This is a genomic window from Kitasatospora sp. NEAU-69 (assembly GCF_057158765.1).
The window spans coordinates 98,951-125,635 of the sequence record NZ_JBWXUE010000005.1; the positions used below are offsets into that span (position 1 = coordinate 98,951).

Sequence of the window (26,685 nt, forward strand, 5' to 3'; positions counted from 1 at the left end):
CGGGTCGCTGGGCTCTGCTGCCCAGCCTCGCCCGGTCGGGCGTCCGGGGCCAGTCGCGGTCGAGCGTGTCGCCGCCTCGCCACCTGGGCGGGTGGCGAGGCGGGGGCGGGGTGGGGGAGTGGGGGGAGCGGCGGGGTTACGGCTGGGGCTGCGGCTGGGTGACGCAGTGGATGCCGCCGCCGCCCAGGCCGATGTAGTCGATGTTCAGCTGCTCGACGGTCCGGCCCGGGAAGAGCTGCTGCAGGGTCTTCTTCGCGGCGGCGTCGGCGGTGCGGTCGCCGAACTGGGCCGAGATCACCGCGTTGTTGCAGAGGTAGTAGTTCGCGTAGGAGCCGACGAAGCTGAGCGAGTTGTACTGCCGGATGACCGAGTAGTCGGGCCCGCCGATGCCCGCGACCTGGATCGCGTTCCCCTTGGCGTCGGTCGCGGCGGAGAGCACGGCGTACTGGTTGTTCTCGTCGATGGTCCAGCCGTCGTTCGGGTCGTCGGTCGCGTTCGGCCGCTGGACGACGCCGCGGCCCTCGGCGAGGAAACGCGAGGTCGCGTCCACGTGGTCGCGGGTGATGTCCGACGGGTCGACGTAGCCGTTGAACCAGATCACCTCGGACGCGCCGTAGGCCGCGCACATCGCGGTGGCGGCCTGGGCCTGGGTCATGCCCGGGTTGCGGGCCGGGTCCAGGATGCTGCTCTGGGTCGCCATCAGCGTGCCCGAGCCGTCGGCCTCGATCGCGCCGCCCTCGCTGACCAGGCCCGCGGCGGTGAACGGGATGCCGAGGTAGCTCGCGACGTTCGCGGCGACCTTGCCGTCGTTCGTGAAGGTCTGCCGGTTGCCCCAGCCGTTGAAGTTGAGGCCGATCGCGTCGAGCCCGCCGGAGCCGTTGGTGCGGAAGACCGGTCCCGAGTCGCGCATCCAGCAGTCGTTGACCGGGATCGAGGTGAGCACGGTGACGTTCGGGTTGGTGCAGGCCTTCCGGGCGGCCGCGGCGCTCGCCGGGTTGGCGCACAGGTAGACCGGCTCGTACTTGGCGATGGTGTTGGCAACCAGCGCGATGTTGGCCTGGATCTGGGCGACTGACGGAGTCCCGTTGCCGCGCCGGCCGCCGCCACCGCCGGTCCAGATGGTGGGGTCGTCGGGCCAGGCCATCCAGGTGCGGGTGTGCGGGACGGAGTCGACTGGCACAGCGAAGCCGCCGCCACCGCCGCCACCGCCGCCGGTGGGCGTGGCGGTGGGCGTGGGGGTGGGTGTCGGGGAGGGGCCGCAGCCGGGGGTGTCGGCCCGGGCGACGCCGGAGGTGCCGCTGTTGGCGGCCCAGACGACGCCGACCGTCGTCAGGCCCGCGATGGCCAGCAGACTGCGTCGGTCCACTCCGGGACGGCCGGTGGCCCGGCTCGCTGGGGCTTCCGGGTCGGCTTGATCGTTCGGCTCCACCTGGTCGTTCATCTGCTGGCCTTCCACTCGATCGACCGGCGGCGGTCCGCGGCCGGTGCGCCGGACGCTATAACTGACCAAGCGCTCGGTCAATAATCTGCGCAGGCTTTCGGTGAAACCGATGGGGTGTCAGATCGGTTGGCCGGCAAGGGGCGCGTGGCCGCAGTGGCTGCGCGGGGTGGTTGAGCTCGGTGGCCTGTGGGTGGGCTGGGTGGGTGGTGAGCAGGTGAGGCGGAGCCGGGCTGGGCTGAGTGGGATGGTGGGCCGCCGGGGTGGAGTCGGGCTGCGCCGCGCGGGCCGGGTGGGGTGGATCGCTGAGCGGACGGGGCGCAACCGCGCGGGCTGGGTGGGCCGGTGCGCGGGTGGGGTGGAACCGCGCGGGCCGGATCGGGGCGAGGGGTGGGCGCCGGGGCTGGGCGACTCGTTAGGGTTGGGGCGTGACCAGCCGAGCCGAGGACCCCCGACCCGCCGACCGCCCGTCAGGCCGTCCAGTGGCGGCGGCCGGTGCGGCTGCCGCCCGTAAGCCGCGGGCCTCGGCGAAGGGGGAGCAGACCCGGGCGCGCCTGGTCGCCGCGGCCCGGACGCTGCTGGCCGGCGACGACACCGTGCCGTTCACCACGCGCAACGTCGCCGCGCTCGGTGGGGTCACGCACGGGATGTGCCACTACCACTTCCAGAACCGGACCGACCTGATCGTCGCCGTGATCGAGGACATCCGGCCGGAGTGGATCGACCCGTTCGAGGAGGCCGTCGGCGCCGCCGGCTCGTTCGCCGAGCGGGCCGAGCGGGTGATCGCCCTGCTCGCGCAGCCGGAGGCGACCGACCTGGCGCGGCTGCACTCGGCGCTGCACTGGTTCGCGCTCAACGACGAGCGGGTCCGCGAGAGCCTGGCGGCGGAGTACCGGCGCTGGCGGGCCTGCTTCGTGGCGCTGTTCCAGGTGCTGGCGGACGAGCGCGGCGGCGGCCTCGACCCGCGCCCGCTCGGCGAGGCGGCCGCTGCGGCGGCCGACGGCCTGGCCGCCGTCCAGTCGTTGGCGGCCGAGCCCGAGCTCGACGCCGGGGCGGCGATCCGGGCGCTCATCCTCGGGCTCGCCGCCGGGGTCCCCACGGTTCCCGTTCGCTGAGCTCCGGCGGGTCGCTGAGCTGCGGACTGTGTCTGCGCGGCGCCGGAGTGATCATCAAGTCTGCTGTCCGGCAGTGGAATTCGGCTGGGACTGATCTGCCAAACCCCTTGCCCGGCCCATGACAATCGGAGACCCTGTACTGCCGCCCTCACAGCCTCCCCACGGCTTGGGTCGGCGTACGAGCTTCCTGATCGTCCCCCACATAGGAGCCGGCATGCGCAAATTCCTGATACGTGTCGCCACCCTCGCGGCAGCGGCGGCCACCGTCGCCGCCCCCGCCGTGCCGGCCACTGCGGCCGCGGCGCACGAGCTGTCGTTCCGCCCCCTGCACTACAACATCAACGGCTACAACTGGGGCGGTTACGCCGCCCAGGGCAGCAACTTCACCTCGGTCGCGGCGAGCTGGACCGAGGCGAAGGCGACCTGCAACTCCAGCAACGACCTCTACGCCCCCTGGGTCGGCATCGACGGCTACGGCTCGTCCAGCGTGGAGCAGACCGGCGTGGCGACCGACTGCTCCAGCGGCAGTCCCGTCAACCAGGCCTGGTACGAGATGTACCCGGCGAACCCGGTCTACCTGAGCCTCAGCTCGTACCCGGTGAAGACCGGTGACGTCATCAACGCCTCGGTGACCTACACCGGGAGCAACAGGTACGCCCTGAAGCTGAACAACTCCACGCGGGGCTGGACCTACAGCACGACCAAGTCCCTCTCCGCGCAGCGGACCAGCGCCGAGGTCATCATCGAGTCGCCGACCGGGGCCTACCCCAACTTCGGTACGCTGAACTTCAGTTCGGCCACCGTCAACGGCAAGGCCCTCGGGTCCTCCAGCCCGGTCGCGCTCGACCCGTCGAACGGCGCCTACGAGGCCCGCACCAGCGCGCTCGGCTCCGGCGGCACCAGCTTCAGCGAGACGTACCTGCAGGAGTAGTCGCACCGGCGCCGGGGCGGGCACTCCGCTCCGGCGCACGGGCCGCCGCAGGTCGTCACGGCGAGGCGGGGATGGTGGCAGGCTGCTGCTGGGTCGAGCAGTGGATGCCGCCGCCGCCCGCCGCGACGGCGTTGATCGAGATCTGGACGATCTTCCGGTCGGGGTACAGCTCACCCAGGGTGGCCGCGGCCTTGTCGTCCGCGGCCTGGTCGCCGAAGCGCGGCATGACGAGCCCTCCGTTGACGACGTAGTAGTTGAGGTAGGTCGCCAGGAAGTCCTTGCTCTGGTTCTGGATCGCGTTGAAGTCGGGCTCGGTGATCTCGACGACCCGCAGCTTGCGGCCCTTCGCGTCGGTGGCGGAGTTGAGCATGGAGAGGGCCTGGTCCGAGGCCTGCGACCAGATGTCCGGCGGGGTGTCGGCGGCCGGGCGGTGCAGCACGACCACCCCGGGCTGGGCGAACCGGGCGAGCGCGTCGACGTGGCAGTCGGTGATGTCCTGCCCGGCCACGCCCTGGAGCCAGATCACCTGCCGGACCCCGAGCAACTCCTTGAGGGCGGCCTCGATCTGGTCGCGGGTCCTGCCCGGGTTGCGGTTCGGATTGACCAGCGAGCTCTCGGTGGCCATCAGGGTGCCCTCGCCGTCGACTTCGAGGGCTCCGCCCTCGGCGGTGATGGGGGCGGGGATCCGGGTGATGCCGTACTTGGCGAGGAGGGCGCGGGCGACCTGGCTGTCGTTGGCGTGGGTCTGCTTGTTGCCCCAGCCGTTGAAGTTGAAGTCCACCCCGGCCAGGCCGGGCGGCCCGAGCACGAAGGTCGGGCCGGTGTCCCGGGCCCAGAGGTCGTCCACGGTCAGCTGGATCACCTCGACCGAGGAGCCGCACTGCTGCTGGGCCTGGTCGCTCTGGTCCGGGCGGGCCATCATGACGACCGGCTCGAACTGTGCCACGGCCTGCGCGATCCCCGCGATGTCCTTGCGGACGTTGGGTAGTTGGTCGCCCCACACCTCCTCCAGGGCCGGCCAGGCCATGAAGGTGCGGGTGTGCGGGGCGGACTCGGCGGGCATCGCGTAGCCGGCCGCGCCGGCGCCGGCCGCTGCGGCGGAGGCGGAAGACGCGGCGGACGCTGCCGATGACGCGGCCGAGCTCGGCGCGCCCGACGGCGTCGAGGACTGGTCGGAGGCCGAGGAGGTGCAGGCGCCGAGCAGTGCCGCGCCGGCCAGGCCGGAGCCGGATCGCAGCACGGCACGGCGGGAGAGCTGAGGGTTCGTCATGCGGGCTCCGACTTTTCCTGTGCTACCCGGTCCGAGCACGATGCCGTCCGAGAGTAGAGGCCGGTGGGGTCCGCCGCCGGTACCCCACGCGCCTCCGTTCGGGTGAGCAGCCGTGGTCAGTCCGGGGTTGCGTGGAGAGCCCGGCGGGCGGCGGAGATGCCCTGCGGGTCCCACCCCGGGCGCGGCACCGACTCCAGCAGCAGCCGGGTGTACGGGTGTTGTGGACTGCCGAGGACGCTGTCGGTGGGGCCGGACTCGACGATCCGGCCGTGCCGCATCACGATCACCTGCTCGGTGACGCAGCGCACCACGCCGAGGTCGTGCGTGATGAACAGGTAGCCGATGCCGGTCTGCGCGCGGATGTCGGCGAGCAGGTTGAGGATCTGCGCCTGGACCGAGACGTCGAGCGCGGCCACCGCTTCGTCCAGCACCAGCACGGCCGGCTCGACGGCCAGCGCGCGGGCGATCGCGACGCGCTGGCGCTGCCCGCCGGAGAGCTGCCGGGGCAGTGATCCGGCCTCCCGGCTGCCGAGGCCGACCTGGTCGAGCAGTTCGGTGATCCGGCCGGCGTGGTCGGTGCCCGGGAAGTGCAGCCGGAGCGTCTCGCGCAGCACGTCGTGCACGCTGGTGCGCGGGTCCAGCGAGAGGAACGGGTCCTGGAAGACCAGTTGGACCTCGCGGGCCCGGCGCAGCCGCTCGGCGCGGCCGCGCCGCCGGGCCGTCCGGTCCTGGCCGTGCACCAGGACCTGCCCGGAGTCGGCGCGTTCCAGGTCGACGACGATCCGGGCGGTGGTGGTCTTGCCGGAGCCGGACTCGCCGACGATGCCGAGCGATCCGCCCTCGGCGAGCGCGAACGAGACGTCGCCGACCGCCCGCACGCTGCCGTAGGCCCGGTGCAGGCCGGTGACCTCCAGGACGGTCTCAGTCATCGTCGCCGCTCCCTTCGAGTCGGTCGGTGTGGTGGCAGGCGGCGAGCCGGGTGGGCGCGTTCGCGAGCGGCAGCAGTTCGGGCGCCCGCTCGGTGCAGAGCGCGGTGGCGTACCGGCACCGCGGAGCGAATGCGCAGCCCGTCAGATCCTCGCGCAGGCTGGGTGGTTGGCCGTCGATGGCGGCGAGCCGGCCGGGCGGTGCGTCGAGCCGTGGGGTCGAGCCGAGCAGCGCGGCCGTGTACGGGTGGCGCGGCCGCTCGAAGAGCGCGTCGGCGGGACCGGTCTCGGCGATCCGCCCGGCGTACATGACGTACACCCGGTCGCTGATCGCCGCGGCCAGGCCGAGATCGTGCGTGACGAAGAGCAGCCCGGTGCCGAAGCGCTCGCGCAGGTCGCCGAGCAGGGCGACCACCTCGGCCTGGGTGGTGACGTCCAGCGCGGTGGTCGGCTCGTCCGCCAGGATCAGCGCCGGGTCGCCCATCAGCGCGGCGGCGATCATCACGCGTTGCAGCATGCCGCCGGACAGCTCACCCGGGTACTGCCGCAGCACCCGGGCGCTCAGGCCGACGGCGTCCAGCAGTTCGGCGGCCCGGCGCTCGGCCGGCTCCGGTCGCAGGCCGGTGTTGAGGCGCAGGCTCTCGGTCAGGAAGTCGCCGATCCGGCGCAGCGGATTGATCGCGGCCCGCGGGTCCTGGAAGATCATCGCGGCTGTGCCGGTGCGCAGCCGGCGCAGCTCGGTGGGGTTCATCGCCAGCACGTCCTGGCCGGCGACCCGGACCGACCCCTCGGCCTTCGCGCCCGCCGGCAGCAGCCGCAGCACGCTGCGCGAGGTGAGCGACTTGCCGGAGCCGGACTCGCCGACCAGCGCGACCGTCTCCTGCGCGCCGACGGTCAGGTCGATGCCGTCCAGCACGGGCCTGGCGGTGTTCGGCAGCCGCAGTCGCAGCGCCTGGATGTCGAGTGTGCTCATCTGTCCCTCCGGGCGACCTGGTCGGCCCAGCGTTCGCCGACGACGTTGAACGCGACGACGGTCAGCACGATCGCCGCGCACGGCAGCACCGCGGAGAGCGGGTAGCCGTGCTGGATCGCGCTCTCGCCGTCGAAGACCATCCGGCCCCAGTCGGGGGTCAGCGCGGGGACGCCGAGCCCGAGGAAGGAGAGGCCGGCCAGGTCGATCAGCGCGTAGCCGAAGTTGATGGTGGACTGGGCCAGCACGACCGGCGCGATGTTCGGGATCACGTGGCGCAGGCAGATCTGCGCGCCCGAGTGGCCCTGCACGCGGTACGCCTCGACGTACGGGCGTTCGCGTTCGGCGAGCACCAGCGAGCGGGTCAGCCGGCTGACGTACGGCAGGTAGGCGACGGCGAGTGCGAGGACCGGGGCGGTCAGGCCCTCGCCGTAGATCGAGACGATCAGGATCGCCAGCAGCAGGCCGGGGAACGCGAAGACCAGCTCGGTGCTGCGGGACAGCACCGAGTCGAGCCAGCCGCCGCGCCAGGCCGCCGCCGCGCCGACGGCGACGCCGGCCGCGGTGGAGAAGACGACCACGCCGAGCGGGCCGAGCAGCGAGGTGCGGGCGCCGGTGAGCAGTCGGGCGAGGGTGTCCCGGCCGGAGGCGTCCACGCCGAGCAGGTGGTCCGGGGACGGTCCGGCGAGCGCGTTGCTCAGGTCGACCGCGTTCGGGTCGTGTGGCGAGAGCCAGGGCGCGAGCAGGGCCAGCAGGACGATGACGGCGACGAAGCCGAGGCAGAGCCGGTACAGCGGTGCGCGGGTGGTCCGCAGCCGGCCGAGGAGCGGGCGGCGGGCAGGGCTGGTGTTGGTGGGGGTGCCGCTTGCGGGGGTTCCGCTCGCGCTGGTGGTGCTCACGAGGCGGACCTCCGGGAGCTCAGCGAGATCCGCGGATCGACCAGCGGGTGCAGCAGGTCGACGACCAGGTTCACGGTCATGAAGAGCCCCACGATGAGCAGCGAGATGGCCTGGACCACGGGGAAGTCCTTCGTGGTGGTGGAGAGTTCGAGGAGCTGGCCGATGCCGCCGACGTTGAACGCGGACTCCACCAGCACGGTGCAGATGAGCAGCGTGGAGACGATCAGGCCGCCGGTGGTGAGGACCGTGCCGAGCGCGTTGCGGAACACGTGCCGGCGGATCACCTGACCGTCGCTCAGCCCCCGGCTGCGGGCCACCGCGACGTGCTCCTGGCCGAGGACCTCGAGCATCGCGGCCCGGGTGACCCGGGCCAGCATGCCGATCAGGTAGAGCGCGAGCGCCAGCGCGGGCAGCGCGAGGTGCCAGAGCATGTCGCCGAACCCGCTGCCGGTGCCGCCGCTCGGGAACCAGCCCAGCTTCACCGCGAACAGGCCCTGGAGCAGCACGGCGGCGACGAACGAGGGCGTGCCGACCGCGAAGGTGGTGGTGACCAGGATCGTGGAGTCGACCGCGCCGCCGCGCACCGCGCCGATCCAGCCGAGTGCCAGGCCGAACGCCACGACCAGCACCAGCGCCATCGCGACCAGCAGCAGCGTGCTGGGCAGCCGGTCGCCGAGCAGCTTCGACACGTCGGTGCGGTACTCGATCGAGCGCCCGAAGTCGCCGTGCAGCACCTGGCCGAGCCAGCGCAGGTACTGCTCGGTGAACGGTTCGTTCAGGTGGTACTGGTCGTTGATCGCCTTCAGGGCCTCCGGCGAGGCCGACCGCCCCGAGAGCAGGAAGCTCGCCGGACTGCCCGGCGCGAGGTACATCGCACCGAAGATCACGAAGGACGCGCCGAACAGGGTGGCGGCCATCTCGGCCAGCCGTCGGGCGGCGAACCTCAGGAAGTTCACGTGGCCGCCCCGACGTCGGCCGCCCACGGGTAGTACAGGTAGCTGATGGTGGTCGGCGCGCCGGTGATCCGCTTGTTCATGAAGACGGCGGTCGGCCACTCGGCGACCGGGAGCCAGAGCAGCTGGGTGGCCGCCTTCTGCTGCAACTGCGCCTCGATCGCCAGCCGTTCGGCTGGGTCGTAGGTCTGCTGAGCCTGCTTGACCAGAGCGTCGTAGCCTGCGTCGCTGTAGTTCGCGTAGTTCTGGTACGAGCCGGTCTGGAAGTTGCTGAGCAGGTCCATCGGGTCGGTGATGGACAGGTAGTACGTCTCGGGGAACATGTCGATCCCCTCGCGCGCCTTGGGGTCGGTGAAGAGCGCGCTGAACGCGTCGGGCGCGATGGTCTTCAGCTTGATGTCCAGGCCGATCTGGGTGCCGGCCGCCTGCACGGCGGTGGCCAGCAGCGAGACGTCCTCGCCGATCGAACTGGTCGCGACGGTCAGCGTCTTGCCGGTCGCGCCCGCCTGCTTGATCAGCTCCTTGGCCTGGGCCAGGTTCTGCGCGGCGGACGGCAGGTCGAACGCGGACTTCAGGGTGTCGGGCGGCGCGGCGGCCCAGGCGGCCCGGTCGGTGAGCGCGGCCGTCACCGTGCCGTTGCCGGCCAGGCCGGTCTTGACGAAGCCGGGGCGGTCCAGCGCCAGCGACAGCGCCTGCCGCACCCGGAGGTCGCCGAGCGGGCCCTGCATGTTGGTGATGTTGACGTTGTCGGTGCTCAGGCTCTCGCCGAAGTACAGCTTGCCGACCGAGCTGTCGTGCAGGCGCTGGTAGCTCTCGGTCGGGATCAGGTAGCCGCCGTCCACCCCGCCGCTGAGCATCGCGTTGGTGCGGGCGGAGGCGTCCTTGAGGAACTGGAAGACGACCTTGGCCGACTTGGCCTTCGTGCCCCAGTAGCCGTCGAAGCGGTCGAGTTCGAGCGACTGCCCCTTGTTCCAGGTGCCGAGTTTGTACGGGCCGGTGCAGTCGACCGTGCCGCTGCCCCAGTCCTTGCCGGCGGCCTTGATCGCGGCCTCGCTGGCGACCACGCCGGCGGCCGTCGCCATGTACTGGTTGAACTGGGAGTCCGGGGACTTCAGCTTCACCGTGATCTGGAGCGGGCCGGTCTTGGTGATCGAGTCGACGTTCTGGAACTGGCTCGCCCAGGCGGCCGCGTTGTTCGGGTCCATCTGGCGCTGCAGGCTGAAGACGGCGTCGTCGGCCGTCAGCACCGAGCCGTCGTGGAAGTGCACGTTCGGGCGCAGGTCGTAGACCCAGGTGGTCGGGTCCGGGTTCGACGCCTTATCGGCCAGGCCCGGCTCCTCGGTCAGCTGCGGCGTCCACCGCATCAGGCTCTCGCAGACGTTGGAGAGGATCGTGTTCGAGGGGTAGTCGAAGGCGTTGATGTAGTCGAGCGTCAGCGGCTCGGCGTACGAGGCCCAGCTGAACGAGGCGAGCTCGCCCTTCGCGGCCGGGGTGCCGGGCGACAGGCGGAACATCGCGCTGTCGGCGGCGGAGGTGGTGGCGGGTGGGCCGGAGCAGGCGGCGACGAGGGCGAAGGCGGCCAGGGCCGCCGTGGCGAGGGCGAGTTGGCGGTGGGAGCGTGGGTGTCTGTTGCTGTCGGTGTCGCTGCGGCTCATGCCGTCACCGCCGCCGGGCTCGGGACCTGCTGGGTGATGCAGTGGATGCCGCCGCCGCCGTACGCGATCACCCGGGTGCGCACGCCGACGACCTTGTGGCCGGGCAGCGCGGCCGCGATGACGGCCAGCGCGCCGGCGTCCTCGGGTACGTCGGCGGTCGGGACGACGACGCCGCCGTTGGCGATGTAGAAGTTGAGGTAACCGACCTCGGTGCGCTTGCCGTTGACGTCCACGAAGGCGCTCTGCGGCAGGTCGATGATCTCCAGCTTGCGGCCGCGCGCGTCGGTGGCGGCCTCCAGCACGGCGCGGTTGGCGCGCATCCGCTCGTAGTCGGGGTGGGCCGGGTCGCTCGGGAGCTGGACCACGACCCTGCCGGGGGCGACGAACGCGCAGACGCCGTCCACGTGGCCGTCGGTCTCGGTGTCCTCCAGGCCGCCGTACGGCAGCCAGATCACCGTGCTGACGCCGAGCCGGGCGATCAGCTCGGCCTCGATCTCGGCCTTGGTCATGCCGGGGTTGCGGTTGGGGTGCAGCAGGCACTGCTCGGTGGTGATCAGGGTGCCCTCGCCGTCGACCGTGATCGCGCCGCCTTCGAGGATCATCCGGGACTCGATCCGCTCGACGCCGGCGCGCTCCAGCAGCAGCGCGGCGATCCTGTCGTCGGTGTCCCACGGGTGGTGCTTGCCGCCCCAGGCGTTGAAGCGGAAGTCCACGCCCGCGCGCTCGCCGGCCGGGCCGAGCACGAAGATCGGGCCGGAGTCGCGGAACCACGAGTCGTCGATGGGCAGTTCGACCACCTCGACGCCGTCCCCGCACAGCTCGCGGGCCTCGGCGCCGAGCCCCGGCACGGCCACCATGGTGACCGGCTCGAACTCGGCGATCGCGCGGGCGACCTGGGCGTACTCGCGCTTGGCCTCGTCGTACGTGTCGCCCCAGAGCTCGCGCCGGGTCGGCCAGGCCATCAGGGTGCACTCGTGTTCGGACCACTCGGCGGGCATACGGAAGTCCATGGTGACTCTCTTCCTGTTTGAATTTTCAGTCAGTAGGGAGGGGACGGCGCTGGCGGTTGTTCTGTGGCGGTGGCTCAGGCGGTGGGCGGTACGGCGGGCTGGGACTGCGTGGAGCAGTGGATGCCGCCGCCACCGGAGGCGATGTTGTCGATCCGGACCTGGACGATCGTGCGGTTCGGGTACTCGGCCTGCAGGATCGTGCGGGCCGCGGCGTCCGCGTCGGCGTCGCCGAACTGGGGCACGAAGACGGCGCCGTTGGGCGTGTAGAAGTTCGTGTAGCTGGAGAGGAACTCCTTGCCGCGCCCGCGGATCAGGCTGCGGTCCGGGCCGGGGAGTTCGATGACGGTCAGCGGGCGGCCCTGCGCGTCGGTGGCGCTCTGCAGCACCTGCTTGGCCTGCTGGTAGACGTCGATCCAGATCTGCTCGGTGCCCGGCCCCGGCTGGTCCAGGATGACCCGGCCGGGCGCGGTGAAGCGGGCCAGGCAGTCGACGTGGTCGTCGGTGATGTCCTGCCCGGCCAGCCCGGCGAGCCAGATCACCTTGTCGATCCCGAGCGTCGCCTTCAGCCGCTGCTCGACCTGGTCCTGCGAGAGGCCGGGGTTGCGGTTGGCGTTCACGAGCGAGCTGACGGTGGCGAGCAGGGTGCCCTGCCCGTCGGTCTCCAGTGCGCCGCCCTCGCCGGTGAACGGCGCCGCGATGCGGGTGGTGCCGCTGCGGGCCAGCAGGGTCGCGGCGACCGCGGCGTCGTTCGCGAAGTTCTGGTAGTACGGCGTGCCGGTCTTGCCCCAGCCGTTGAAGTTGGTGTCGACGCCGGCGATGGCACCCGGGCCGACGACGAAGGTCGGGCCGAAGTCGCGGATCCACAGGTCGTCGTTGGCGATCTGCAGGAAGCTGACGCCGTAGCTGTAGGGGAGGTCGCTGGTGTCGCACTGGTAGGCGGCGGAGGCGTACTGCCCGGGGCTGACGACGAGCACGACCGGCTCGTACAGCGAGATCTGCCGGGCCAGGTTCGCGACGTCCTGGCGCACGGCCGAGAGCATGGTGCCCCAGACCGCGGTGGGTTCGGGCCAGGCCATGTAGGTCAGCGCGTGCGGGTCGGACTCGGCCGGCATCCGCAGCGCCGCGGTGGCGGCGGTGGCGTTGGTGTCGGCGGCCGTGTCGCTGTTCGTGCCGGTGTTCGTGCCGGTGGCCGCTCGGGCGAGGGTGGGGAAGGCTGCGCCGAGGGCGAGGAGGGGGAGGGTCGTCGCGCCGAGCTTGAGCAGCCCGCGGCGGGACGGGGTGGACAGGTCCACGGGGACTCCTAGTGGGGGCAGGAGGAGTGATGACCGGCATCCTGCACCGAACTGAAAATTCAGTCAATAGCTTGGCGCCGATGCTTGGCCGTTGCTGCCCGTTCGGCGGGGTGCCACGCTGCTGAGGTGCGTGTTAGCCCTGATATTTCAATCAGGAAACGGCACCTGACGGCCTGTCCAGCCGGTAGGGTGAGGGCTCATGTCGGACCGTCGAACAGAGATACTCAGGGCTGCCACGCGCGTCATCTCGCGCAGCGGCGTGCGCGGACTGCGGGTGGCCGAGCTGGCGGCCGAGGCGGGCGTGTCCACCTCGCTGATCTACTACCACTTCACCGACCGGGCCGGTGTGCTCCGCCAGACCCTGGACTTCATCACCGACCGCGCCGACCGCTACACCGCCGAGCGGCCGCCCGGGACCGGCCCGCTCGGCCCCCGGGCCGACCTGGAACAGGTGCTGCTGCTCGAACTCCAGGACACCCCGGAGGTGCGCGAGAACAGCACCGCCTGGGGCGAGTTGAGAGCGAGCGCGGTCTTCGACCCGGAGCTGCGTGAGGAACTCTCCCGGGCCACCCACAGCTGGGTGCACGAGACCGCCGACCTGCTCGCCCGCGCGCACCCGAGCGGCACCGCCCCCGAGCACGCCGCCGCCGCGGAACGGCTGACCGCGCTGCTGGAGGGCCTGAGCATCCGTTGGCTCAGCGGCTCGCTGCCACTGGAGCACGCGCGCCGGCTGCTGCTGGACGCGGTGGCCGTGGAGTTGCAGCGGTCGTGACCGGTGCCTCTCCCACCCCGGCCCGGCTGTGACCCGGATCACCTCCCGGGGAGAACCTGCCGCCCCGGCCCGGCGTCTGGCAGGTGTGAAACGGGTTGGGGCGGCACCGCCGCAGGAACTGGACGAGGAGCGTCTCCTACGACGCGTGGCCCGGGGTGACCGGGCCGCCTTCGAGGAGCTGTACCGCCGCACGTCGCCGTGGCTGGCGGTGCGGCTGAACCGTCGCTGCGCCGATCAGCAGATCGTCGCCGAGGTCATGCAGGAGACGTACCTGGCGGTGTGGCGGGCGGCGGGCTCGTTCACCGGGAGCCGCACCGGGGGATCGGCCGTCGGCTGGCTCTGGACGATCGCGGCCCGCCGCCTCGTCGACGCGTTCCGGCGCAGGGCCCACCACGCGGAGCCGCCGCCCGCCGCCGCCGGGCACACCGTGGCGCCCGCGGCGGAGGAGGAGGCGCTGGTGGCCACCGTCGGCGGCGACGTCGGGGACGCGCTGCGGCGCCTGGCGCCGGAGCTCAGGGACGTACTGCAGGCCATGGTGCTCGACGGAATGACCGTCCGGGAGACCGCCGTTCTGCTCGGACTGCCCGAGGGAACGGTCAAGACCCGCGCCCGCCGGGCCCGGATCGCGATGCGGGAGGCACTGGCATGAGCGTGGGGAACGCGGAGAACGTGGAGAACGCGGAGAACGTGGAACACGCCTCGGCACGGCTCGTGGAGGGGTACGCGCGCGGCGCCACGGACCTCGTCGCGGACGAGGTGTGGGCACTGGAGGCCCACCTGGAGGGCTGCCGGATCTGCCGTGACCGGCTGGCGGCCGCCGTCATGGCCGAGGCGCCCGCCGTCGCGGCGCTGACCGAGGCCGTCTGGGCCGATCTCGAACCCCGGCTGGCCGGGGCCGTCCCGGCGCCGCCGCGCCGGTGGCGAGCGCGGCTGTCGGCGTGGACGACGCCCGCCATGACGCCGTGGCTGGCCATGGCGCTGGTCGTCACGCTGCTCGCACTGCTGCTGGATGGGCTCGGTTCCGGTTCCGGCTCCGGCTCGGGCCGGGTCTCCCTGCTGCTGCTGTTCGCGCCCGTGCTGCCCGTCTGCGGGGTGGCGGGCGCCTGGTCGCGCGGCCTGGACCCGGCGTACGAGCTGACCGCCGCGACGCCGAGGGCGGGGCTGCAGCTGGTGCTGCGGCGCACCGCCGCCGTGCTCGCCGTGGTGATCCCGACGATGCTGGTGGGGGGATGGGTGACCGGGGTGACGGCCGTCCAGTGGCTGTTGCCGTGCCTGGCCTTCACCTCGATGACCCTGGCGCTCGGCGGGGTGATCGGCGTGACCCGCGCCGCCGTCGCGCTGGCGGGTGCCTGGGTCGCGGTGGTGGTGGCGCCGACCCTGGCCACCAGCCGTACGGCGTTCGTCCTGCGGGCGGGGGGCCTGCCGGTGTGGGGGCTGATCCTGGTGCTCGGCGCCGCCGTCGTGATCGCGCGCCGGGGCGCGTACGCCCTGCTGGGATCCCACCGTTGAGCGCCCGGGGGAGGGGGACGGTCAACTCGTCTTGGTGAAGGCCGTGCGCAGCGCGGGGCTCCGGGTGATCACGGCGACGGCGACGAGGCCGGGCACCGAGAGCCCCTGCATGACGGCGTACCAGGCCGGGCAGAGGCCGGGGATCAGGTCAACACCGATGACGGCGATCGGCAGCACGGTGGCGAGGGCGCGCAGCCGGTCGAAGGCCGGTGCCGAGCCCCGTGCGGCGCGGTCGGCGAGCCGGTGGATGAAGGGGGAGACCGCGAGCAGGATGCTGCCGCGAACCCACATGAACGAGGTCGCCGTGTGTCCGGTGGCCGCCATCACGGCTACCGTGCCGAGCACGATGGCGCTGACTGCCGCGAAGAGCCCGATGCACTTCTGCACCTTGTCGAAGGCCGCCTGCTCGGGGGAGGCGGTGAGCTGTGCCGTTGGGGTGGGGGTGTTCGCCATGGTCTTCTCCTGGGCCGTTCCCGGTGGTGTCCCGGTGTCGTCGTCGTGGTTATGACGCTAGGGAGCGGTCGGGTGCGGCGGTATGGGCCTGGGCGCACGGTCGGGTGGGGCTAGGCCCACTCCTGTGCCGGACCGGCTGGTTGCGGGCTGCGGACCGGGCAGAGTGGGAGCGTCGGACTGGCGTGACGGTGTGACGGCGTGAAGGCGTGAAGGGGGAGCGATGAAGCGGTTGGGTGCGTGGGTGGCGCGTGCCGGGGTGGGGTTCGGGCGGTCGTGCGTGGTGGCGGCCGTCTGCCTGTCCGCTCCGGCCGTGTGGGCGGGTGCGGTGGCGCTGGGGCTCTGGTGGGGCGCGGCGAACCCGTGGTCGTGGCTCGCGCCGCTGCTGCTGGCGGTCGGGGGCACGGTCGGCCTGGCCCGTCCGGTCTGCCGGGCCGTCCGCTTCCTGGTCGCCCGCTGGACCGGGACCGTGGTGGCCTCCGGCTACCGGCAGGCCGGGCCGGTGACCCGGATGGCCACCGGCTACTGGTGGAACGGCTTCTCCTACGAGCGCACCCGACGGGACGCCCTGATGGACCAGAGGTGGCGGGTCCGCTGGCGGGATCCGGCCAACTGGCGTGACCTGCGGTTCACCGCGGTCGCGCCGTTCGCGGCGGGCCTGCCGGCGGCCGTCCCGCCCGCCGCGCTGGCCGCGGCCGTGTTCGGGCTCGCCCGGCCGGAGCCCTGGGCGCGCCTGGCCGGGGCGATCGGCGTGGTCCTGGCCGTTGCCTGCGCGCCCTACGCCTGGCGGATCGTCGAGCCGGTGGCCGTTCGCTTCCTGCGCCCCTCGGCCGCGATGGCGCTGGCGGAGCGGGTGGAGGAACTGACGGCGCAGCGGGCGGACGTGACGGTCGTCCAGGCCGCCGAGATCCGCCGGATCGAGCAAGACCTGCACGACGGCGCCCAGGCCCGGCTGGTCGCGCTCGGCCTGTCGCTGGCCACTGCCCAGCGGCTGATGGACAGCGACCCCGACCAGGCCAAGGCGCTGATGCGTGGCGCCCAGGCGGGTGCCGTCGCCTCGCTGGCCGAACTGCGCGAGCTCGTCCGGGGGATCGCTCCGCCGGTGCTGAGCGAGCGGGGGCTGCTCGACGCCGTCCGCGCGCTCGCGCTGGACGTGCCGCTCGACGTGACCGTGCATGACGCGGGCGGCGCCGGTGTGGGCGCGTTGCGCCTGGAGCCGCCGATCGAGTCCGCCGTCTACTTCGGCGTGGCCGAGCTGCTGACCAACGCGGCCAAGTACGCCAGGGCGACCGGCGCGCGGGTCACACTCACCCGGGAGGTGAACGCCCTCGTCGTCGCGGTCGAGGACGACGGCCGCGGCGGGGCGCAGATCCGCCCCGGCGGCGGACTCGCCGGCCTGCGCCGCCGGCTCGCCGTCTTCGACGGCACACTGGAGGTCACCAGCCCGCCCGGCGGCCCGACCCGAGTGATCATGATGGTGCCATGCGAATCCTTGTAGCCGAAGACCTCTACCTGCTGCGCGACGGCCTGGTCCGCCTGATCGAAGCCTGCGGGCACGAAGTGGTCGCCACCGCGAGCACCGGCCCCGAGACGCTCGACGCGCTGCGCGCCTGGCGCCCGGACGTGTCCGTCATCGACGTCCGGATGCCACCGACCCAGTCGGACGAGGGCCTGCGGGCCGCACTCGCCGCCCGCCGCGAGATACCGGGACTGCCGATCCTGATCCTCTCCCAGCACGTCGAGCAGCTCTACGCCCGGGAACTGCTGGCCGACGGCTCGGGCGGCATCGGGTACCTGCTGAAGGAGAGCGTCTTCGACGCCGACCAGTTCATCGACGCCCTCGAACGCGTCGCGGCCGGCGGGACCGCCATGGACCCGGCGGTCATCGCGAAGCTGCTCGCCACCGGCTCCCCGCGCCGCGGACTGGATCGGCTCACCGAACGCGAGTACGCCGTCCTGGAGTTGATGGCCGAAGGGCTGTCCAACCAGGCGATCGGCCGTCGTCTCTTCCTCGGCGAGAGCGCGGTGGGCAAGTACACCACCTCGATGTTCGGCAAGCTCGGCATCACCGACGACGATGACACCAACCGCCGCGTCCGCGCCGTGCTCACCTACCTGAACAAGGCATAGGAGGATGCGCGGCGGGCCGCTCATGGGTCACTCATGGGCCACTCACGTGTGCTGCGGAACGGGATCGTCCGGGGAGTCCAGCCACGGTGTCTGGCCGAGGTGGTCCACGGTCAGTCCGAAGCGTTCGAGCTGTGGTCTGCCCTCGTCGTCCCACCACGTGAGTGCGCCTTCTACGGCCTGCCAGAGTCGGCGGGGGCCCGTCTGGTAGACGGTCGTCTCGGGCTCGCGCTCGCTCCTGCGCCAGACCACGGCTGCCCAGGACCGGTCAGTGAGTCCGTAGAACCATGCGACGATGGTGTCGTCGTCCTGGTGGTTGATCACGTGGGCCACGTCCGGCACGGCGAGCCCGATCACGAAGTTCTGCACACTCCAGAGCCCGCCCAGGTCGTCAGCTGTGAGCGTCGTCCGGTGCTTCGTGTCGGCGTCGCCCGGGAATTCCGGCACGTACTCGGCATGCTCGGGGAACACGAGTCGCTGAGCACGCGCTTTCATGAACTCCACGCGGCGGGTGAAGTGGCCTGACGCTTCGTCGTCGTTGTTGACGGTCAGTTTGACCACAGCGTCAACGGAGCTGAACGCGGTACCCCATGGGGCCACGATCACGCCGCCGGTGTCGGCCTGCCTGATCCATGCCCGAGGAATCTCCCGAACGCCGTACGTTGCGATGATCCGATCGTACGGACCACCCTGCGGCCATCCGCGCTGCCCGTCGCCGGTCACGACCAGCGGAGCCAGCCCGGCCCGGCTCAGGCTCGCCCGCGCACGGTCGGCTACCGCGTCGTCCACCTCGACGCTGACCACCTGGGCGGAACCGAGCCGATGCGCGAGCAATGCGGCGTTGTACCCGGCGCCGGCACCGGCCTCAAGCACCTTCATGCCGGGTCGTACGTCCAGATCCACCAGCATGTCCAGCACCACGCTCGGCATGCTCAGGCTGCTGGTGGGGACGGTGCCCGGGTTGGTGCCATCGTGCTTGCCGTCATCCCACTGGGTGACCAGCGGAATGTTGGAGTTCGCGGCGGCTACCCAGCTGCCCGGATCAGCGACCCGATCGATCGGCACGCTTCGGCCGGTGGCCATGTCGAACGACCAGGCCAGGTCGGGGACGAACAGCGAGCGCGGCACCGCCTCGAAGGTTTCCGTCCAATCAGGCGGCATAAGGCCGTTGTCGAGGAGGAACCGCCCCAGCTCGGAGCCGGGGCGGTCCGTACCCTCAGAGAGGGTGTCGGTCACTTGCGGTGGCCTCCGTCACCGGGCGGCGTCTGTCCGTCGGGGGACGGCGGAGCCGGGGGTGCGGGCGGCTGGATCGGCGCGGGGTTACCCCCATGCTCTCCGTCATTCTGAAGGATCATGCGAATTCCTCCCTGGCTGGACGGTCCCAACAAGCTGATGCCTGAGGGGTGTTGCAACCCGCCCCGGAACGGGACGGGGGTCTGTTGAGTGCGGAGCTGCGCACGTGCCACCCTCGCGCCATCGAACCCGGCACCAAGGCCGTAGGCGTCGCCCACAGGGTCATCGGGTCCGCAAGGGGTGGTTGGCCTGCCGGAGCTTGGCCAGCAGTTCGGCGCGCCGTTCTCGCTGCTCCGGGTCCAGCGGTCCGGCTGCGTGCTCCTCAGGCGTCAGCGGGCCGCGTAGGGCTTCCAGCTCGGTGGGAACGGCCTCACCACGGGTCCTGCACGGAGGGTCGGACACCGGGCTGCTCACGGGGTCAGCTCCCGCCGCACGCTGTGCAGTACGGGGTCTGACGGCTCGGGCGCATCGCCAAGATTGCCGAGAATGGCGGCAACGAGTTGCCGAGACTCACCGTCGATCAGTCGGCCCGTGAGTCGGGCGTACATGGTGAGCACGCCGGCGAGCTTCCAAGCGATCTCAACGGCCTCTGTTGCCTCTTCTGCCTCGGCGCGGAACCGTCTCACTCGCTCCGTCTCATGCTCCAAGTCCGGCACTGCCGCTCCCTTCCACGAACGTACGGAAAGGCTCCCGCACTCGTTGATCCCGTGGAGTGGCCACACAGGGGGCCAGGGAGGGGCCAGGATGGAACCGAAAGGAGGCCAGCAGTGATCAGCGAGGAACGGCAGCGATTCGGCGCCTATCTGAAGCGGTTGCGTGGCAAGCTGAGTCAGCGACAGCTCGCCGATCGGCTCTGCGCCATCACCGGCACCGCCTCGGTCACCCGGCACGAGGTCAGCCGCTGGGAGCGCGGGGAGCGCATTCCGGACGTCTGGCTTCCTGCCCTTGCGGAGGCACTCGGGGTTCCGGTCGGGGACCTCGAACGGGCAGCAGCCCGCGCACGCGGCGAAACAGCTGGGGACGACAGCTTGAGCCCCGCTGTGACCCTCGCGGACTTCCTTCCAGAGGGAGAGCCCCTATGGACTCCGGGGAAGGGTCGGCAAATCGGCCACAGTGCAGCCGAGAGGCTCGCAGCCAGGGTGCACGGGCTTCGTCTCGCTGACGACGTGATGCCCGGCGGGGACCTTGTGCAGCCCGCCATGAGGGAACTCGGCAAGGCAGTGCAACTCTTCCACGAGACCAGCCATGCAGCCGATGTCAGGCGTGAACTTCTCACGACCATCGGGGAATTGGGCCAAATCGCCGGATGGGTCGCCAGCGACGCCGGACAGGGAACGGGAGCAGAACGGGCCTACCGGCTTGGCCTGTCCGCAGCGAGGGAGGCCGGGGATCTCGTCCTTGCGGGGAACCTCGCAGGGTCCCTCGCCTACCACCTCAGCAACTCCGGCCGGGAACGCGAAGGACTCGCCCTCGCCCGGCTCGCCCTTGCGGAAGCGGGTAAGGACGCACACCCCACGGCGCGAGCCCTGTACTTTGACCGGGTGGCATGGGCTCACGCCCGAGCAGGAGAGGCCCAGCCCGCCATGCGAGCACTTGCAACGGCTCACGAGACACTTGCCGCTGACCACCCGGACGAAGCGCCGGCGTGGGCCTACTGGGTCAGCGAGGAAGAACTGCAAGTGATGGACGCCAGGGTGTTCACGGAACTGCGGAAGCCTTTGCGTGCCGTCCCGCTGCTCACCGAGGTACTCGGCCGATACAACGCGAGTCACACTCGCGAGCTTGCCCTGTATCTCTCGTGGCTTGCGGTCGCCCTTGCCGACGCCAATGAGCCAGAGGAGGCGGCAGCAGTGGCCCGCCGTGTCCTCGACCTCTCGGCCGACTTCGCAAGCGAGCGGACGGCCGAGCGGTCTCGGGTAGTACTGGCCAAACTGGAGCCATACCGGGATGTTCCAGAAGTGGCGGAGGTGCTCTCAGACTTCGCGGCCTGAACCGTGCCATCCCGGCCCCGCGCGAACAGTCCCCGTACCAGCGGCCCCTGACGATCGGGGAGACGGCAGTGGCATGGCCGACGGCGGGCGGCGACAGCCCCGGGCCGGGCGCCGCTGGCCCGGGGCTGTCGAGCGCTGTGGGAGGGCTACGAGTCGGTGGGCGAGTCCCATGAGCGCAGGTCGGTGAGGAATGCCTGCCAGGCTTCGGCGCGGAAGATCAGTGCGGGTCCGTGCGGGTCCTTGCTGTCGCGCACGGGCACCACACCCGGAAGGCCGTCAGCCACCTCGATGCATTCGTTGTCGGGGCCGCTGAATGTGCTCTTCCGCCACGCGGTGGCCGATGGCACGGGGGCGGCAGCGGGGTTGTGGCTCACGTTGCGGACTCCTTGATCGACTTGATCATCTCCAGCGATTCCACGGGAGACAGGGCCTTGGTCTGAGCATCGTTCCGATCCTCGCCGACGGGGCGTTCACGGCTACGGGACCACTCCCCGAGACTGGTCGGCTCCGGTACTGCGTTCTCAGACCCCGTAGTCGTACCCGATGGTCAGTCGGGTAGGCAGGCACCATTCGTTGTACTGGATGATTCCCGCGTCGTCGCCCCAGCGGCTGGCGCCGGCGAGGATCGGAGCACCGACGGCGAGTCCGAGTGCGGATGCCTCTCGTGCGTCAGCCGCTCGGCCGTGCATGTCGTCCCGGGCGGTGGTGATGTGTCTGCCGGTGGCCTCCAGCACACGGGCCGTCAGGCCGTCGTTCTTGCCGGCCGCAGTGCTGAGCAGGTCCGGTACCAGGACGGCGAACTGAGCCGGGAACCAGTCCACCGCGAACAGGGTTCGTACGCTGCTGCGACCGGCGACGTACTCGCGCCGAACCACCTGATCCCCGTGGTCGAGATCGAACAGATCTGCCACATAGACCGGCGGGACAGCCAACTGAGCTGCCGTCACAATGCTGGTCTCGCCTTCCATGAAGCTGCGCATGACGTTCCGCACCGCCGAGAGCCGGTCGGCAGGGCTGGCGGTTGCGGGGGTCTCGTCCGCTACGAAGGTGCCGCGTGGGCTGGTGCGGATCAGCTTCTCGACCTGTAGCTGTGAGAGAGCCTTTCGGACCGTCTCGACGGCGACGCCCCACTTGGCGGCAAGTTCCTTGTTGCTGGGCAGCTTCGTGCGTGCCTGCGGGGAGAGTGCCGGTCAGTATCAGCCGCCGATAGTGGTCGGCGATGTGAGTGAACGTCTTCTCGGCAGGCATCGGGCACCTCTGAGTGGACGTTAGGTCCGTTTCTGGTAGCGGCCTCGTCCGGGTTGGGTGAGGAAGCCTTGTCGAGTGAGGCGTCCGAGGCGGCTGCGGGTGATGTTGACGGACGCCTCGTCGGTGGGCATGCCGAGGAGTTCGTGCAGCTCGCGCGCCCGGAATACCCGGCTGGGGTGCTGGTTGAAGGCGTTCACGATGGCCTGGTAGGTGGTGTTCGTCTCGGGTGGTTCGGGTTCGGTTCCTGCCGGCGTGACCTCCGCGATGATCTTTCGGGTGGTGGCCGGGTCCGTGAGCCGCGCTTCGGTGTCGGTCAGGTCGGTGGCGAGCTCTTCGATCCGGGCGCGCAGTTCTGCGGCCCGGGTGGTGGCCTCGTCCTGCCGGGTCTGGAGGTCTGCCAGGAGTTCGGCGATGTTCACGCGTCCAGTCCGAGGGTGTCGCGCCAGGCCGGGGCCGGTGTGGTGAGGCGGCGGGTCATGTTCGCGGTGGAGGCCCAGTAGACGCGTGAGGCGGAGGTGTCGGGCCGGTGGTCGTACTCGCGGGCGAGGCGCCGGTGCAGCATCAAGGTGCCGTTCGTCTGCTCCACCACCCACCGTTTCGGCTGCGGGACGAAACCCTTGCCCTGGTCGGCCGGGTTGCGGCGGACGACCTCGACGTCGATGTCCAGCAGAGCGCCGTGGATGACGACCTCGTCCTTGAAGCCCTGGTCCACCAGGGCCTTCTCCAGACGCATCCCGCACCGCTCGGCGGCCTGGTCGAGCAGGGCGGTGCCGGCGGCGTTGTCGTGGGCGGACGCGGCCAGGACGACGACGCCGATGATCAGCCCCATGACGTCCACGGCCAGTCCCCGCTTGCGCCCCGACACCTTCTTGTTCGCGTCCAGCCCCGTCGTGGTCTTCGGGACACCGGCGGCCGCGCGGACGGACTGGGTGTCGATGATCACGAGGGACGGGTCCTCTAATCGGCGGGCTCTCTCCCGTACCTGGCAGCGCAGGAGTTCCTGGATCCGCTGGTCGAGCCCGTCCTGGCGCCACAGGCCGAAGTAGTAGAACACCGCCGACCAGGACGGCAGGTCATGGGGCAGGTAGCGCCACTGACAGCCCGTCCGGTTCTGGTAGAAGATCGTGTTCACGATCTCCCGCAGATCGCAGGAGCCCGGGGCCCCGGTCGCCGATCGCGTCACCCGTTCCTGCTTCCAGGCCGTGATCATCGGCTCGATCAACGCCCATTGCTCGTCCCATAAGTCGCTCGGATACGCCCGTCTGTCCATGTGCCGCAGAACATCACCCGAACCCGAGCTGGCACGCCAGTACGGCCGACGTTCACACGTGCGAGCGATCACGAACCAAGAGAAAAGGGACTTAACGTTCACTGAGACCGGCGCAGACTCGGTAGAGCTTGAGGTCGCAGGCCCGCGAGCGGCCGGTCGATCAGCGGGGCAGGATGCGCAGTACTGCCTCGCGTTCGCCGCTGAGCCGCAGGCCCTGCTGTACTGCGGCGCTCAGATCGAGGTCGCCGAGCAGGGTCGCGGCCAGCAGGTGCGGCGGTCCGGTCAGGGACGCGGTGGGGTGGTCGACCCGGCCGGCGTGGGTGTGCACCGAGCCGTCCTTGACTTCGATGACCAGGTCTTCGTTGCCGTCGGCGTGCAGTTGCAGGGCGATTGCCGGCTGGTCGGGGCGGTGGTCGGTCAGTGCCCGGGCGGGCATGTCCAGCCAGTGGGTGCGGAAGGTGTCGCTGCCGCCCGGCTCACGCAACAGCGGCACGCCCCACCGGCTCAGCTCCTGCAGCACCGGCTCCAGCGCGCGGCCACGCTCGGTGAGGGAGAACAGGGTGGTGGCCACCGGCGGCGGGGCGGCCTCGCGGTGGATCAGTCCGGCTTCCTCGAGTTCGCGGAGCCGGTCGACCAGCAGGTTGCTGGCGATCCCGGGCAGCCCGTTGCGCAGGTCGGTGTGCCGGCACGGACCCAGGGCGAGCAGTTCACGGACGATCAGCAGGGTCCATCGGTCGCCGATGGTGTCCAGTGCTTTCGCGATGCCGCAGTACTGCCCGTAGGTGCGCATGCCACCACCCTACATCGTGGTGTTGAGATTCAAAACTCTCTTGTTGACTTTCTCAACAACGTCGGTCTAGCGTCGCTGCCCATGACCCCAACCCTTTCCGTGCGTCGGCTGGCCTGGGCCGGCGTCGAGATCCGTCTCGGCGACACCCGCCTGCTGATCGACCCGCTCGAGAACGTCGCTCCGCTGGCGCCGGTGATGGGACCGCCGCACCGGCCGGTCGACCCGGTCGATACCCCGCCCGGCACCCACGCCCTCATCACCCACCTGCACCCCGACCACTACGACCACGACCTGATCGCCCGGATCGCGGCCACCGGCACGATCGGCTGCCACACCCCGAGCGCGGCGGCGCTGCACGAGGTGGGCATCACCCCCGTTGCCCAGGACCTGGGCCAGTCACGCCGCATCGGAGCGCTGACCGTCACCCCGGTGACCTCGCTGGACTGGCGCGGCAACGACTGTGACCAGGTCGCCTGGGTCGTCGAAGGCGCCGGCCGGCGGGTCATCCACTGCGGCGACACCCAGTGGCACGGCAGCTGGTGGCAGATCGCCCGCGACCACGGCCCATTCGACGTCGCGTTCGTCCCGGTCAACGGCGTCATCGCCCACTTCGAGGGCTACGCGGCCAACGTCCCGGCGACCATGACCCCCGAGCAGGGCGTCGAGGCCGCCGTCGCACTCGGCGCCGGCACCGTCTGCGCCATGCACTACGGCCTGTTCCACAACCCGCCGTTCTACACCGAACAACCCGACATCGAGCAGCGCTTCCAGCACGCCGCCGACGAGCGCGGCATCACCGCGGCCATCATCGCCGACGGCCAGCCCGTCCTCTGACCATCAGAAACAAGGAGCAACACATGAAGATCGTCCTGTTCGGTGCCAGCGGCAACATCGGTCGGCCCACCACCGAGGAACTACTGCGGCGCGGCCATACCGTCACCGCGGTCACCCGAGCCGGCCACGTCGACGGCCTCGAGCACAAGGCCCTGACCGTGACCACCGGTGACGTCACAGACGCCGCCGCGGTCGCCGGCCTCGCCGCCTCCCACGACGCCGTACTGTCGGCCGTCGGCCCCCGGATCGGCCAGGAGAACGACCGCGCCACGATCGTCGGTGCCGCCCGTGCGCTGATCGAGGGACTCCGCCGAGCCGGCGTCACCCGCCTGGTCACCATCGGCGGTGCCGGTAGCCTGCGCACGCCGACCGGCGCCCGGGTCATGGACGACCCGGACTTCCCCGCGCTGTGGAAGGCCAACGCCGAGGCCCAGTCCGAAGCGCTCGACCTCTACCGCGGCGTGCACGACCTCGACTGGACGTACGTGTCGCCCGCCGCGGTCATCGGAGCGGGCGAGCGGACCGGGGCCTACCGCAGCGCCGGGGACACCCTGCTCACCGACGACGACGGCAACAGCCGCATCTCGTACGCCGACTACGCGATCGCCTTGGCCGACACGATCGAGAGCGGCACCGCGATCCGCCGCCGCATCACCGTGGCGTACTGAGCCATGAGCAACGACGCCGCCAGCCGGCACACCCGATTCATCGTCCTGCTCGCAGCGCTCGTGGCCCTGGGACCACTGTCCATCGACGGCTACCTGCCCGGACTGCCGGACCTCGCCGGCGACCTGCGCGCCAGCGCCGCGGCCACCCAGCTCACCATCACCGCCTGTCTGGCCGGGCTGGCCATCGGGCAGCTGATCGCCGGGCCGCTGAGCGACACCTACGGCCGGCGGCGTCCGTTGCTGGCGGGCCTCGCCCTCTACACGATCGCCAGCGCGCTCTGCGCGGTGGCACCCGACGTCCGGACCTTCGTCGGCCTCCGCCTGGTCCAGGGCATCGGCGGGGGGTTCGGCATCGTCATCGCCAACGCCATGGTCCGCGACCGCACCTCCGGAACCCGCACCGCACGTCTCTTCTCCGCACTGACCTTGATCACCGGCCTGGCGCCGGTGTTCGCGCCGGTCCTCGGCGGCCAGCTACTGCGCGTCACGGCCTGGCCTGGAATCTTCGTGGCCCTGGCCGTACTCGGCGCCGTGATGCTGGCGGCCTCCGCCGCAGGACTGCCGGAGACCCGGCCCTCCGCATCACGCCAGCCGCTGCTGGCTGTCGTCGGGCAACTGCTCAGCGACCGGGTCTTCACCGGGTACGTCCTGGCCAACGGCCTGGTCTTCGCGGCGATGTTCGCCTACATCTCCGGCTCGCCGTTCGTCCTGCAGGAAATCCACAGCCTGTCACCGCAGCAGTACAGCGCCGTGTTCGCCGTCAACGCCGCCGGACTCATTGCGGCCGCCCAGATCAGCGGCCGGCTGGTGGCCCGGGCCGGCGCCCGCGTGCTGCTGCTCGCCGGTCTGCTGGGCGCGACAGCCGGTGGCACCACGGTCCTGGGCGCGGTGCTGACACGGGCACCCCTGCCCGTGCTCCTGATCGGCCTGTTCGTCCTGGTCTCCAGCGTGGGCCTGGTCATGCCGAACGCCGCGGCCCAGGCCCTGGCCGACCACGGCGGACACGCCGGGTCGGCCGCCGCTCTGCTCGGCTTCAGCCAGTTCATGTTCGGCGGGGCACTTGCTCCGCTGGCCGGCGCGGGTGGCGCCACCGACGCCTTGCCGATGGGAATCATCGTCGCCGTGCTGCCGGCGCTCGCTCTGCTCACACTCGGCGTCCTCACCCGGTCGATGCCCGGTGAGCGCACTCGCAGGCCGGCTCGCCAAGGACCTGCCGGACACCGGCGACCGCGCCAGCACATCGATCGCAGACGAGCCGGCATCCAGTGAATCGG

General features: G+C 71.3%; 28 protein-coding genes and 1 pseudogene. 11 read left to right on the top strand and 18 right to left on the bottom strand.

All coding sequences use genetic code 11. The annotated features are described in order from the left end of the window. Window positions 1–136 precede the first annotated feature (136 nt). The gene (locus tag AC060L_RS07865; RefSeq protein ID WP_483797841.1) at window positions 137–1,366 is read right to left on the bottom strand and encodes an agmatine deiminase family protein; all 1,230 of its coding nucleotides are present in this window, start codon (window positions 1,364–1,366) and stop codon (window positions 137–139) included. 500 nt (window positions 1,367–1,866) lie between these two features. On the opposite strand from AC060L_RS07865, the gene AC060L_RS07870 reads away from it, so the two are divergent. Beyond that, window positions 1,867–2,553 carry a TetR/AcrR family transcriptional regulator gene (locus AC060L_RS07870; RefSeq protein WP_483797842.1) on the top strand — a complete coding sequence of 229 codons (687 nt, stop codon included), beginning with the start codon at window positions 1,867–1,869 and terminating at the stop codon, window positions 2,551–2,553. A gap of 214 nt (window positions 2,554–2,767) precedes the next feature. Then, window positions 2,768–3,484, top strand: a complete 717-nt coding sequence (locus AC060L_RS07875) for a G1 family glutamic endopeptidase (RefSeq protein WP_483797843.1) — start codon at window positions 2,768–2,770, stop codon at window positions 3,482–3,484. A 55-nt stretch (window positions 3,485–3,539) separates the two neighbouring features. On the opposite strand, the gene AC060L_RS07880 is transcribed toward AC060L_RS07875, so the two are convergent. The 8 genes from AC060L_RS07880 to AC060L_RS07915 all read right to left on the bottom strand — a co-directional run bounded on the left by AC060L_RS07880 (window position 3,540) and on the right by AC060L_RS07915 (window position 12,459). Then, entirely contained in the window at window positions 3,540–4,754 is a 1,215-nt protein-coding gene (locus AC060L_RS07880; protein ID WP_483797844.1) for an agmatine deiminase family protein, read from the bottom strand. 116 nt (window positions 4,755–4,870) lie between these two features. Further along, complete coding sequence (locus AC060L_RS07885) at window positions 4,871–5,683, bottom strand: ABC transporter ATP-binding protein (protein ID WP_483797845.1); 813 nt, start codon at window positions 5,681–5,683, stop codon at window positions 4,871–4,873. After that, window positions 5,676–6,653: an ABC transporter ATP-binding protein gene (locus AC060L_RS07890; protein ID WP_483797846.1), complete on the bottom strand. Its 978-nt coding sequence runs from the start codon at window positions 6,651–6,653 to the stop codon at window positions 5,676–5,678. Before AC060L_RS07890 ends, AC060L_RS07885 begins: the two co-directional genes overlap by 8 nt. Beyond that, window positions 6,650–7,549: an ABC transporter permease gene (locus tag AC060L_RS07895; protein WP_483797847.1), complete on the bottom strand. Its 900-nt coding sequence runs from the start codon at window positions 7,547–7,549 to the stop codon at window positions 6,650–6,652. Before AC060L_RS07895 ends, AC060L_RS07890 begins: the two co-directional genes overlap by 4 nt. Further along, a complete protein-coding gene (locus tag AC060L_RS07900) occupies window positions 7,546–8,505 on the bottom strand; it encodes an ABC transporter permease (protein ID WP_483797848.1) in 960 nt (319 codons plus the stop codon). The genes AC060L_RS07895 and AC060L_RS07900 overlap by 4 nt, the downstream gene beginning before the upstream one ends. After that, complete coding sequence (locus tag AC060L_RS07905) at window positions 8,502–10,157, bottom strand: ABC transporter substrate-binding protein (RefSeq protein ID WP_483797849.1); 1,656 nt, start codon at window positions 10,155–10,157, stop codon at window positions 8,502–8,504. Before AC060L_RS07905 ends, AC060L_RS07900 begins: the two co-directional genes overlap by 4 nt. After that, window positions 10,154–11,167 carry an agmatine deiminase family protein gene (locus AC060L_RS07910; protein ID WP_483797850.1) on the bottom strand — a complete coding sequence of 338 codons (1,014 nt, stop codon included), beginning with the start codon at window positions 11,165–11,167 and terminating at the stop codon, window positions 10,154–10,156. Before AC060L_RS07910 ends, AC060L_RS07905 begins: the two co-directional genes overlap by 4 nt. A gap of 74 nt (window positions 11,168–11,241) precedes the next feature. After that, entirely contained in the window at window positions 11,242–12,459 is a 1,218-nt protein-coding gene (locus tag AC060L_RS07915; protein ID WP_483797851.1) for an agmatine deiminase family protein, read from the bottom strand. A 199-nt stretch (window positions 12,460–12,658) separates the two neighbouring features. Here AC060L_RS07915 and AC060L_RS07920 point away from each other — a divergent pair, with 199 nt between their 5' ends. From AC060L_RS07920 to AC060L_RS07930, 3 genes are all read left to right on the top strand, one after another. Beyond that, on the top strand, window positions 12,659–13,231 hold the full coding sequence (locus AC060L_RS07920) for a TetR/AcrR family transcriptional regulator (protein WP_483797852.1): 573 nt from the start codon (window positions 12,659–12,661) through the stop codon (window positions 13,229–13,231). Window positions 13,232–13,376: 145 nt separating this feature from the next. Continuing rightward, on the top strand, window positions 13,377–13,880 hold the full coding sequence (locus AC060L_RS07925) for an RNA polymerase sigma factor (RefSeq protein ID WP_483797853.1): 504 nt from the start codon (window positions 13,377–13,379) through the stop codon (window positions 13,878–13,880). After that, window positions 13,877–14,740 carry a zf-HC2 domain-containing protein gene (locus tag AC060L_RS07930; RefSeq protein WP_483797854.1) on the top strand — a complete coding sequence of 288 codons (864 nt, stop codon included), beginning with the start codon at window positions 13,877–13,879 and terminating at the stop codon, window positions 14,738–14,740. The genes AC060L_RS07925 and AC060L_RS07930 overlap by 4 nt, the downstream gene beginning before the upstream one ends. A 21-nt stretch (window positions 14,741–14,761) precedes the next feature. Here the strand turns inward: AC060L_RS07930 and AC060L_RS07935 are convergent, their stop codons facing one another. After that, window positions 14,762–15,193: a hypothetical protein gene (locus AC060L_RS07935; RefSeq protein ID WP_483797855.1), complete on the bottom strand. Its 432-nt coding sequence runs from the start codon at window positions 15,191–15,193 to the stop codon at window positions 14,762–14,764. Window positions 15,194–15,413: 220 nt separating this feature from the next. Here AC060L_RS07935 and AC060L_RS07940 point away from each other — a divergent pair, with 220 nt between their 5' ends. After that, window positions 15,414–16,688, top strand: coding sequence for a sensor histidine kinase (locus AC060L_RS07940; RefSeq protein ID WP_483797856.1), 1,275 nt, complete (start codon window positions 15,414–15,416; stop codon window positions 16,686–16,688). After that, window positions 16,673–17,320, top strand: a complete 648-nt coding sequence (locus AC060L_RS07945) for a response regulator transcription factor (protein ID WP_483797857.1) — start codon at window positions 16,673–16,675, stop codon at window positions 17,318–17,320. Before AC060L_RS07940 ends, AC060L_RS07945 begins: the two co-directional genes overlap by 16 nt. A 42-nt stretch (window positions 17,321–17,362) precedes the next feature. On the opposite strand, the gene AC060L_RS07950 is transcribed toward AC060L_RS07945, so the two are convergent. Further along, entirely contained in the window at window positions 17,363–18,553 is a 1,191-nt protein-coding gene (locus tag AC060L_RS07950) for a methyltransferase domain-containing protein (protein ID WP_483797858.1), read from the bottom strand. Between the two features lie 467 nt (window positions 18,554–19,020). Beyond that, a complete protein-coding gene (locus tag AC060L_RS07955; RefSeq protein WP_483797859.1) occupies window positions 19,021–19,266 on the bottom strand; it encodes a hypothetical protein in 246 nt (81 codons plus the stop codon). A gap of 111 nt (window positions 19,267–19,377) precedes the next feature. Between AC060L_RS07955 and AC060L_RS07960 the strand changes: the two genes are divergently transcribed. Continuing rightward, window positions 19,378–20,601, top strand: coding sequence for a helix-turn-helix domain-containing protein (locus AC060L_RS07960; RefSeq protein WP_483797860.1), 1,224 nt, complete (start codon window positions 19,378–19,380; stop codon window positions 20,599–20,601). A 146-nt stretch (window positions 20,602–20,747) separates the two neighbouring features. Here AC060L_RS07960 and AC060L_RS07965 read toward each other — a convergent pair whose 3' ends face one another. The 6 genes and pseudogenes from AC060L_RS07965 to AC060L_RS07990 form a co-directional block, all read right to left on the bottom strand. Further along, a complete protein-coding gene (locus tag AC060L_RS07965) occupies window positions 20,748–20,975 on the bottom strand; it encodes a DUF397 domain-containing protein (protein ID WP_483797861.1) in 228 nt (75 codons plus the stop codon). Window positions 20,976–21,122: 147 nt separating this feature from the next. Beyond that, complete coding sequence (locus AC060L_RS07970; protein ID WP_483797862.1) at window positions 21,123–21,581, bottom strand: UTRA domain-containing protein; 459 nt, start codon at window positions 21,579–21,581, stop codon at window positions 21,123–21,125. A gap of 120 nt (window positions 21,582–21,701) precedes the next feature. Further along, window positions 21,702–21,761 (bottom strand): annotated as a pseudogene (locus AC060L_RS07975) (hypothetical protein); the annotation flags it as partial. Between the two features lie 108 nt (window positions 21,762–21,869). Beyond that, window positions 21,870–22,268, bottom strand: a complete 399-nt coding sequence (locus AC060L_RS07980) for a hypothetical protein (RefSeq protein WP_483797863.1) — start codon at window positions 22,266–22,268, stop codon at window positions 21,870–21,872. After that, window positions 22,265–23,119 carry an IS5 family transposase gene (locus AC060L_RS07985; RefSeq protein WP_483797864.1) on the bottom strand — a complete coding sequence of 285 codons (855 nt, stop codon included), beginning with the start codon at window positions 23,117–23,119 and terminating at the stop codon, window positions 22,265–22,267. Before AC060L_RS07985 ends, AC060L_RS07980 begins: the two co-directional genes overlap by 4 nt. A gap of 160 nt (window positions 23,120–23,279) precedes the next feature. Beyond that, complete coding sequence (locus AC060L_RS07990) at window positions 23,280–23,909, bottom strand: winged helix-turn-helix transcriptional regulator (protein WP_432037662.1); 630 nt, start codon at window positions 23,907–23,909, stop codon at window positions 23,280–23,282. 81 nt (window positions 23,910–23,990) lie between these two features. Between AC060L_RS07990 and AC060L_RS07995 the strand changes: the two genes are divergently transcribed. From AC060L_RS07995 to AC060L_RS08005, 3 genes are read left to right on the top strand one after another with little or no spacing between them, the layout of a single operon-like run. Continuing rightward, window positions 23,991–24,743 carry an MBL fold metallo-hydrolase gene (locus AC060L_RS07995; RefSeq protein WP_483797865.1) on the top strand — a complete coding sequence of 251 codons (753 nt, stop codon included), beginning with the start codon at window positions 23,991–23,993 and terminating at the stop codon, window positions 24,741–24,743. Between the two features lie 23 nt (window positions 24,744–24,766). After that, entirely contained in the window at window positions 24,767–25,411 is a 645-nt protein-coding gene (locus tag AC060L_RS08000) for an NAD(P)-dependent oxidoreductase (protein ID WP_380305776.1), read from the top strand. Window positions 25,412–25,414: 3 nt separating this feature from the next. Further along, window positions 25,415–26,680 carry a multidrug effflux MFS transporter gene (locus tag AC060L_RS08005; RefSeq protein ID WP_483797866.1) on the top strand — a complete coding sequence of 422 codons (1,266 nt, stop codon included), beginning with the start codon at window positions 25,415–25,417 and terminating at the stop codon, window positions 26,678–26,680. The last annotated feature ends 5 nt before the right edge of the window (window positions 26,681–26,685 follow it).

Bases quoted from the DNA above. Each gene is read 5' to 3' on its own strand.
- AC060L_RS07875 (WP_483797843.1), top strand. From the start codon at position 2,768: ATGCGCAAATTCCTGATACGTGTCGCCACCCTCGCGGCAGCGGCGGCC.
- AC060L_RS07880 (WP_483797844.1), bottom strand. From the start codon at position 4,754: ATGACGAACCCTCAGCTCTCCCGCCGTGCCGTGCTGCGATCCGGCTCC.
- AC060L_RS07885 (WP_483797845.1), bottom strand. From the start codon at position 5,683: ATGACTGAGACCGTCCTGGAGGTCACCGGCCTGCACCGGGCCTACGGC.
- AC060L_RS07890 (WP_483797846.1), bottom strand. From the start codon at position 6,653: ATGAGCACACTCGACATCCAGGCGCTGCGACTGCGGCTGCCGAACACC.
- AC060L_RS07905 (WP_483797849.1), bottom strand. From the start codon at position 10,157: ATGAGCCGCAGCGACACCGACAGCAACAGACACCCACGCTCCCACCGC.
- AC060L_RS07910 (WP_483797850.1), bottom strand. From the start codon at position 11,167: ATGGACTTCCGTATGCCCGCCGAGTGGTCCGAACACGAGTGCACCCTG.
- AC060L_RS07920 (WP_483797852.1), top strand. From the start codon at position 12,659: ATGTCGGACCGTCGAACAGAGATACTCAGGGCTGCCACGCGCGTCATC.
- AC060L_RS07930 (WP_483797854.1), top strand. From the start codon at position 13,877: ATGAGCGTGGGGAACGCGGAGAACGTGGAGAACGCGGAGAACGTGGAA.
- AC060L_RS07935 (WP_483797855.1), bottom strand. From the start codon at position 15,193: ATGGCGAACACCCCCACCCCAACGGCACAGCTCACCGCCTCCCCCGAG.
- AC060L_RS07940 (WP_483797856.1), top strand. From the start codon at position 15,414: ATGAAGCGGTTGGGTGCGTGGGTGGCGCGTGCCGGGGTGGGGTTCGGG.
- AC060L_RS07945 (WP_483797857.1), top strand. From the start codon at position 16,673: ATGCGAATCCTTGTAGCCGAAGACCTCTACCTGCTGCGCGACGGCCTG.
- AC060L_RS07970 (WP_483797862.1), bottom strand. From the start codon at position 21,581: ATGCGCAGCTTCATGGAAGGCGAGACCAGCATTGTGACGGCAGCTCAG.
- AC060L_RS07985 (WP_483797864.1), bottom strand. From the start codon at position 23,119: ATGGACAGACGGGCGTATCCGAGCGACTTATGGGACGAGCAATGGGCG.
- AC060L_RS07990 (WP_432037662.1), bottom strand. From the start codon at position 23,909: ATGCGCACCTACGGGCAGTACTGCGGCATCGCGAAAGCACTGGACACC.
- AC060L_RS07995 (WP_483797865.1), top strand. From the start codon at position 23,991: ATGACCCCAACCCTTTCCGTGCGTCGGCTGGCCTGGGCCGGCGTCGAG.
- AC060L_RS08000 (WP_380305776.1), top strand. From the start codon at position 24,767: ATGAAGATCGTCCTGTTCGGTGCCAGCGGCAACATCGGTCGGCCCACC.
- AC060L_RS08005 (WP_483797866.1), top strand. From the start codon at position 25,415: ATGAGCAACGACGCCGCCAGCCGGCACACCCGATTCATCGTCCTGCTC.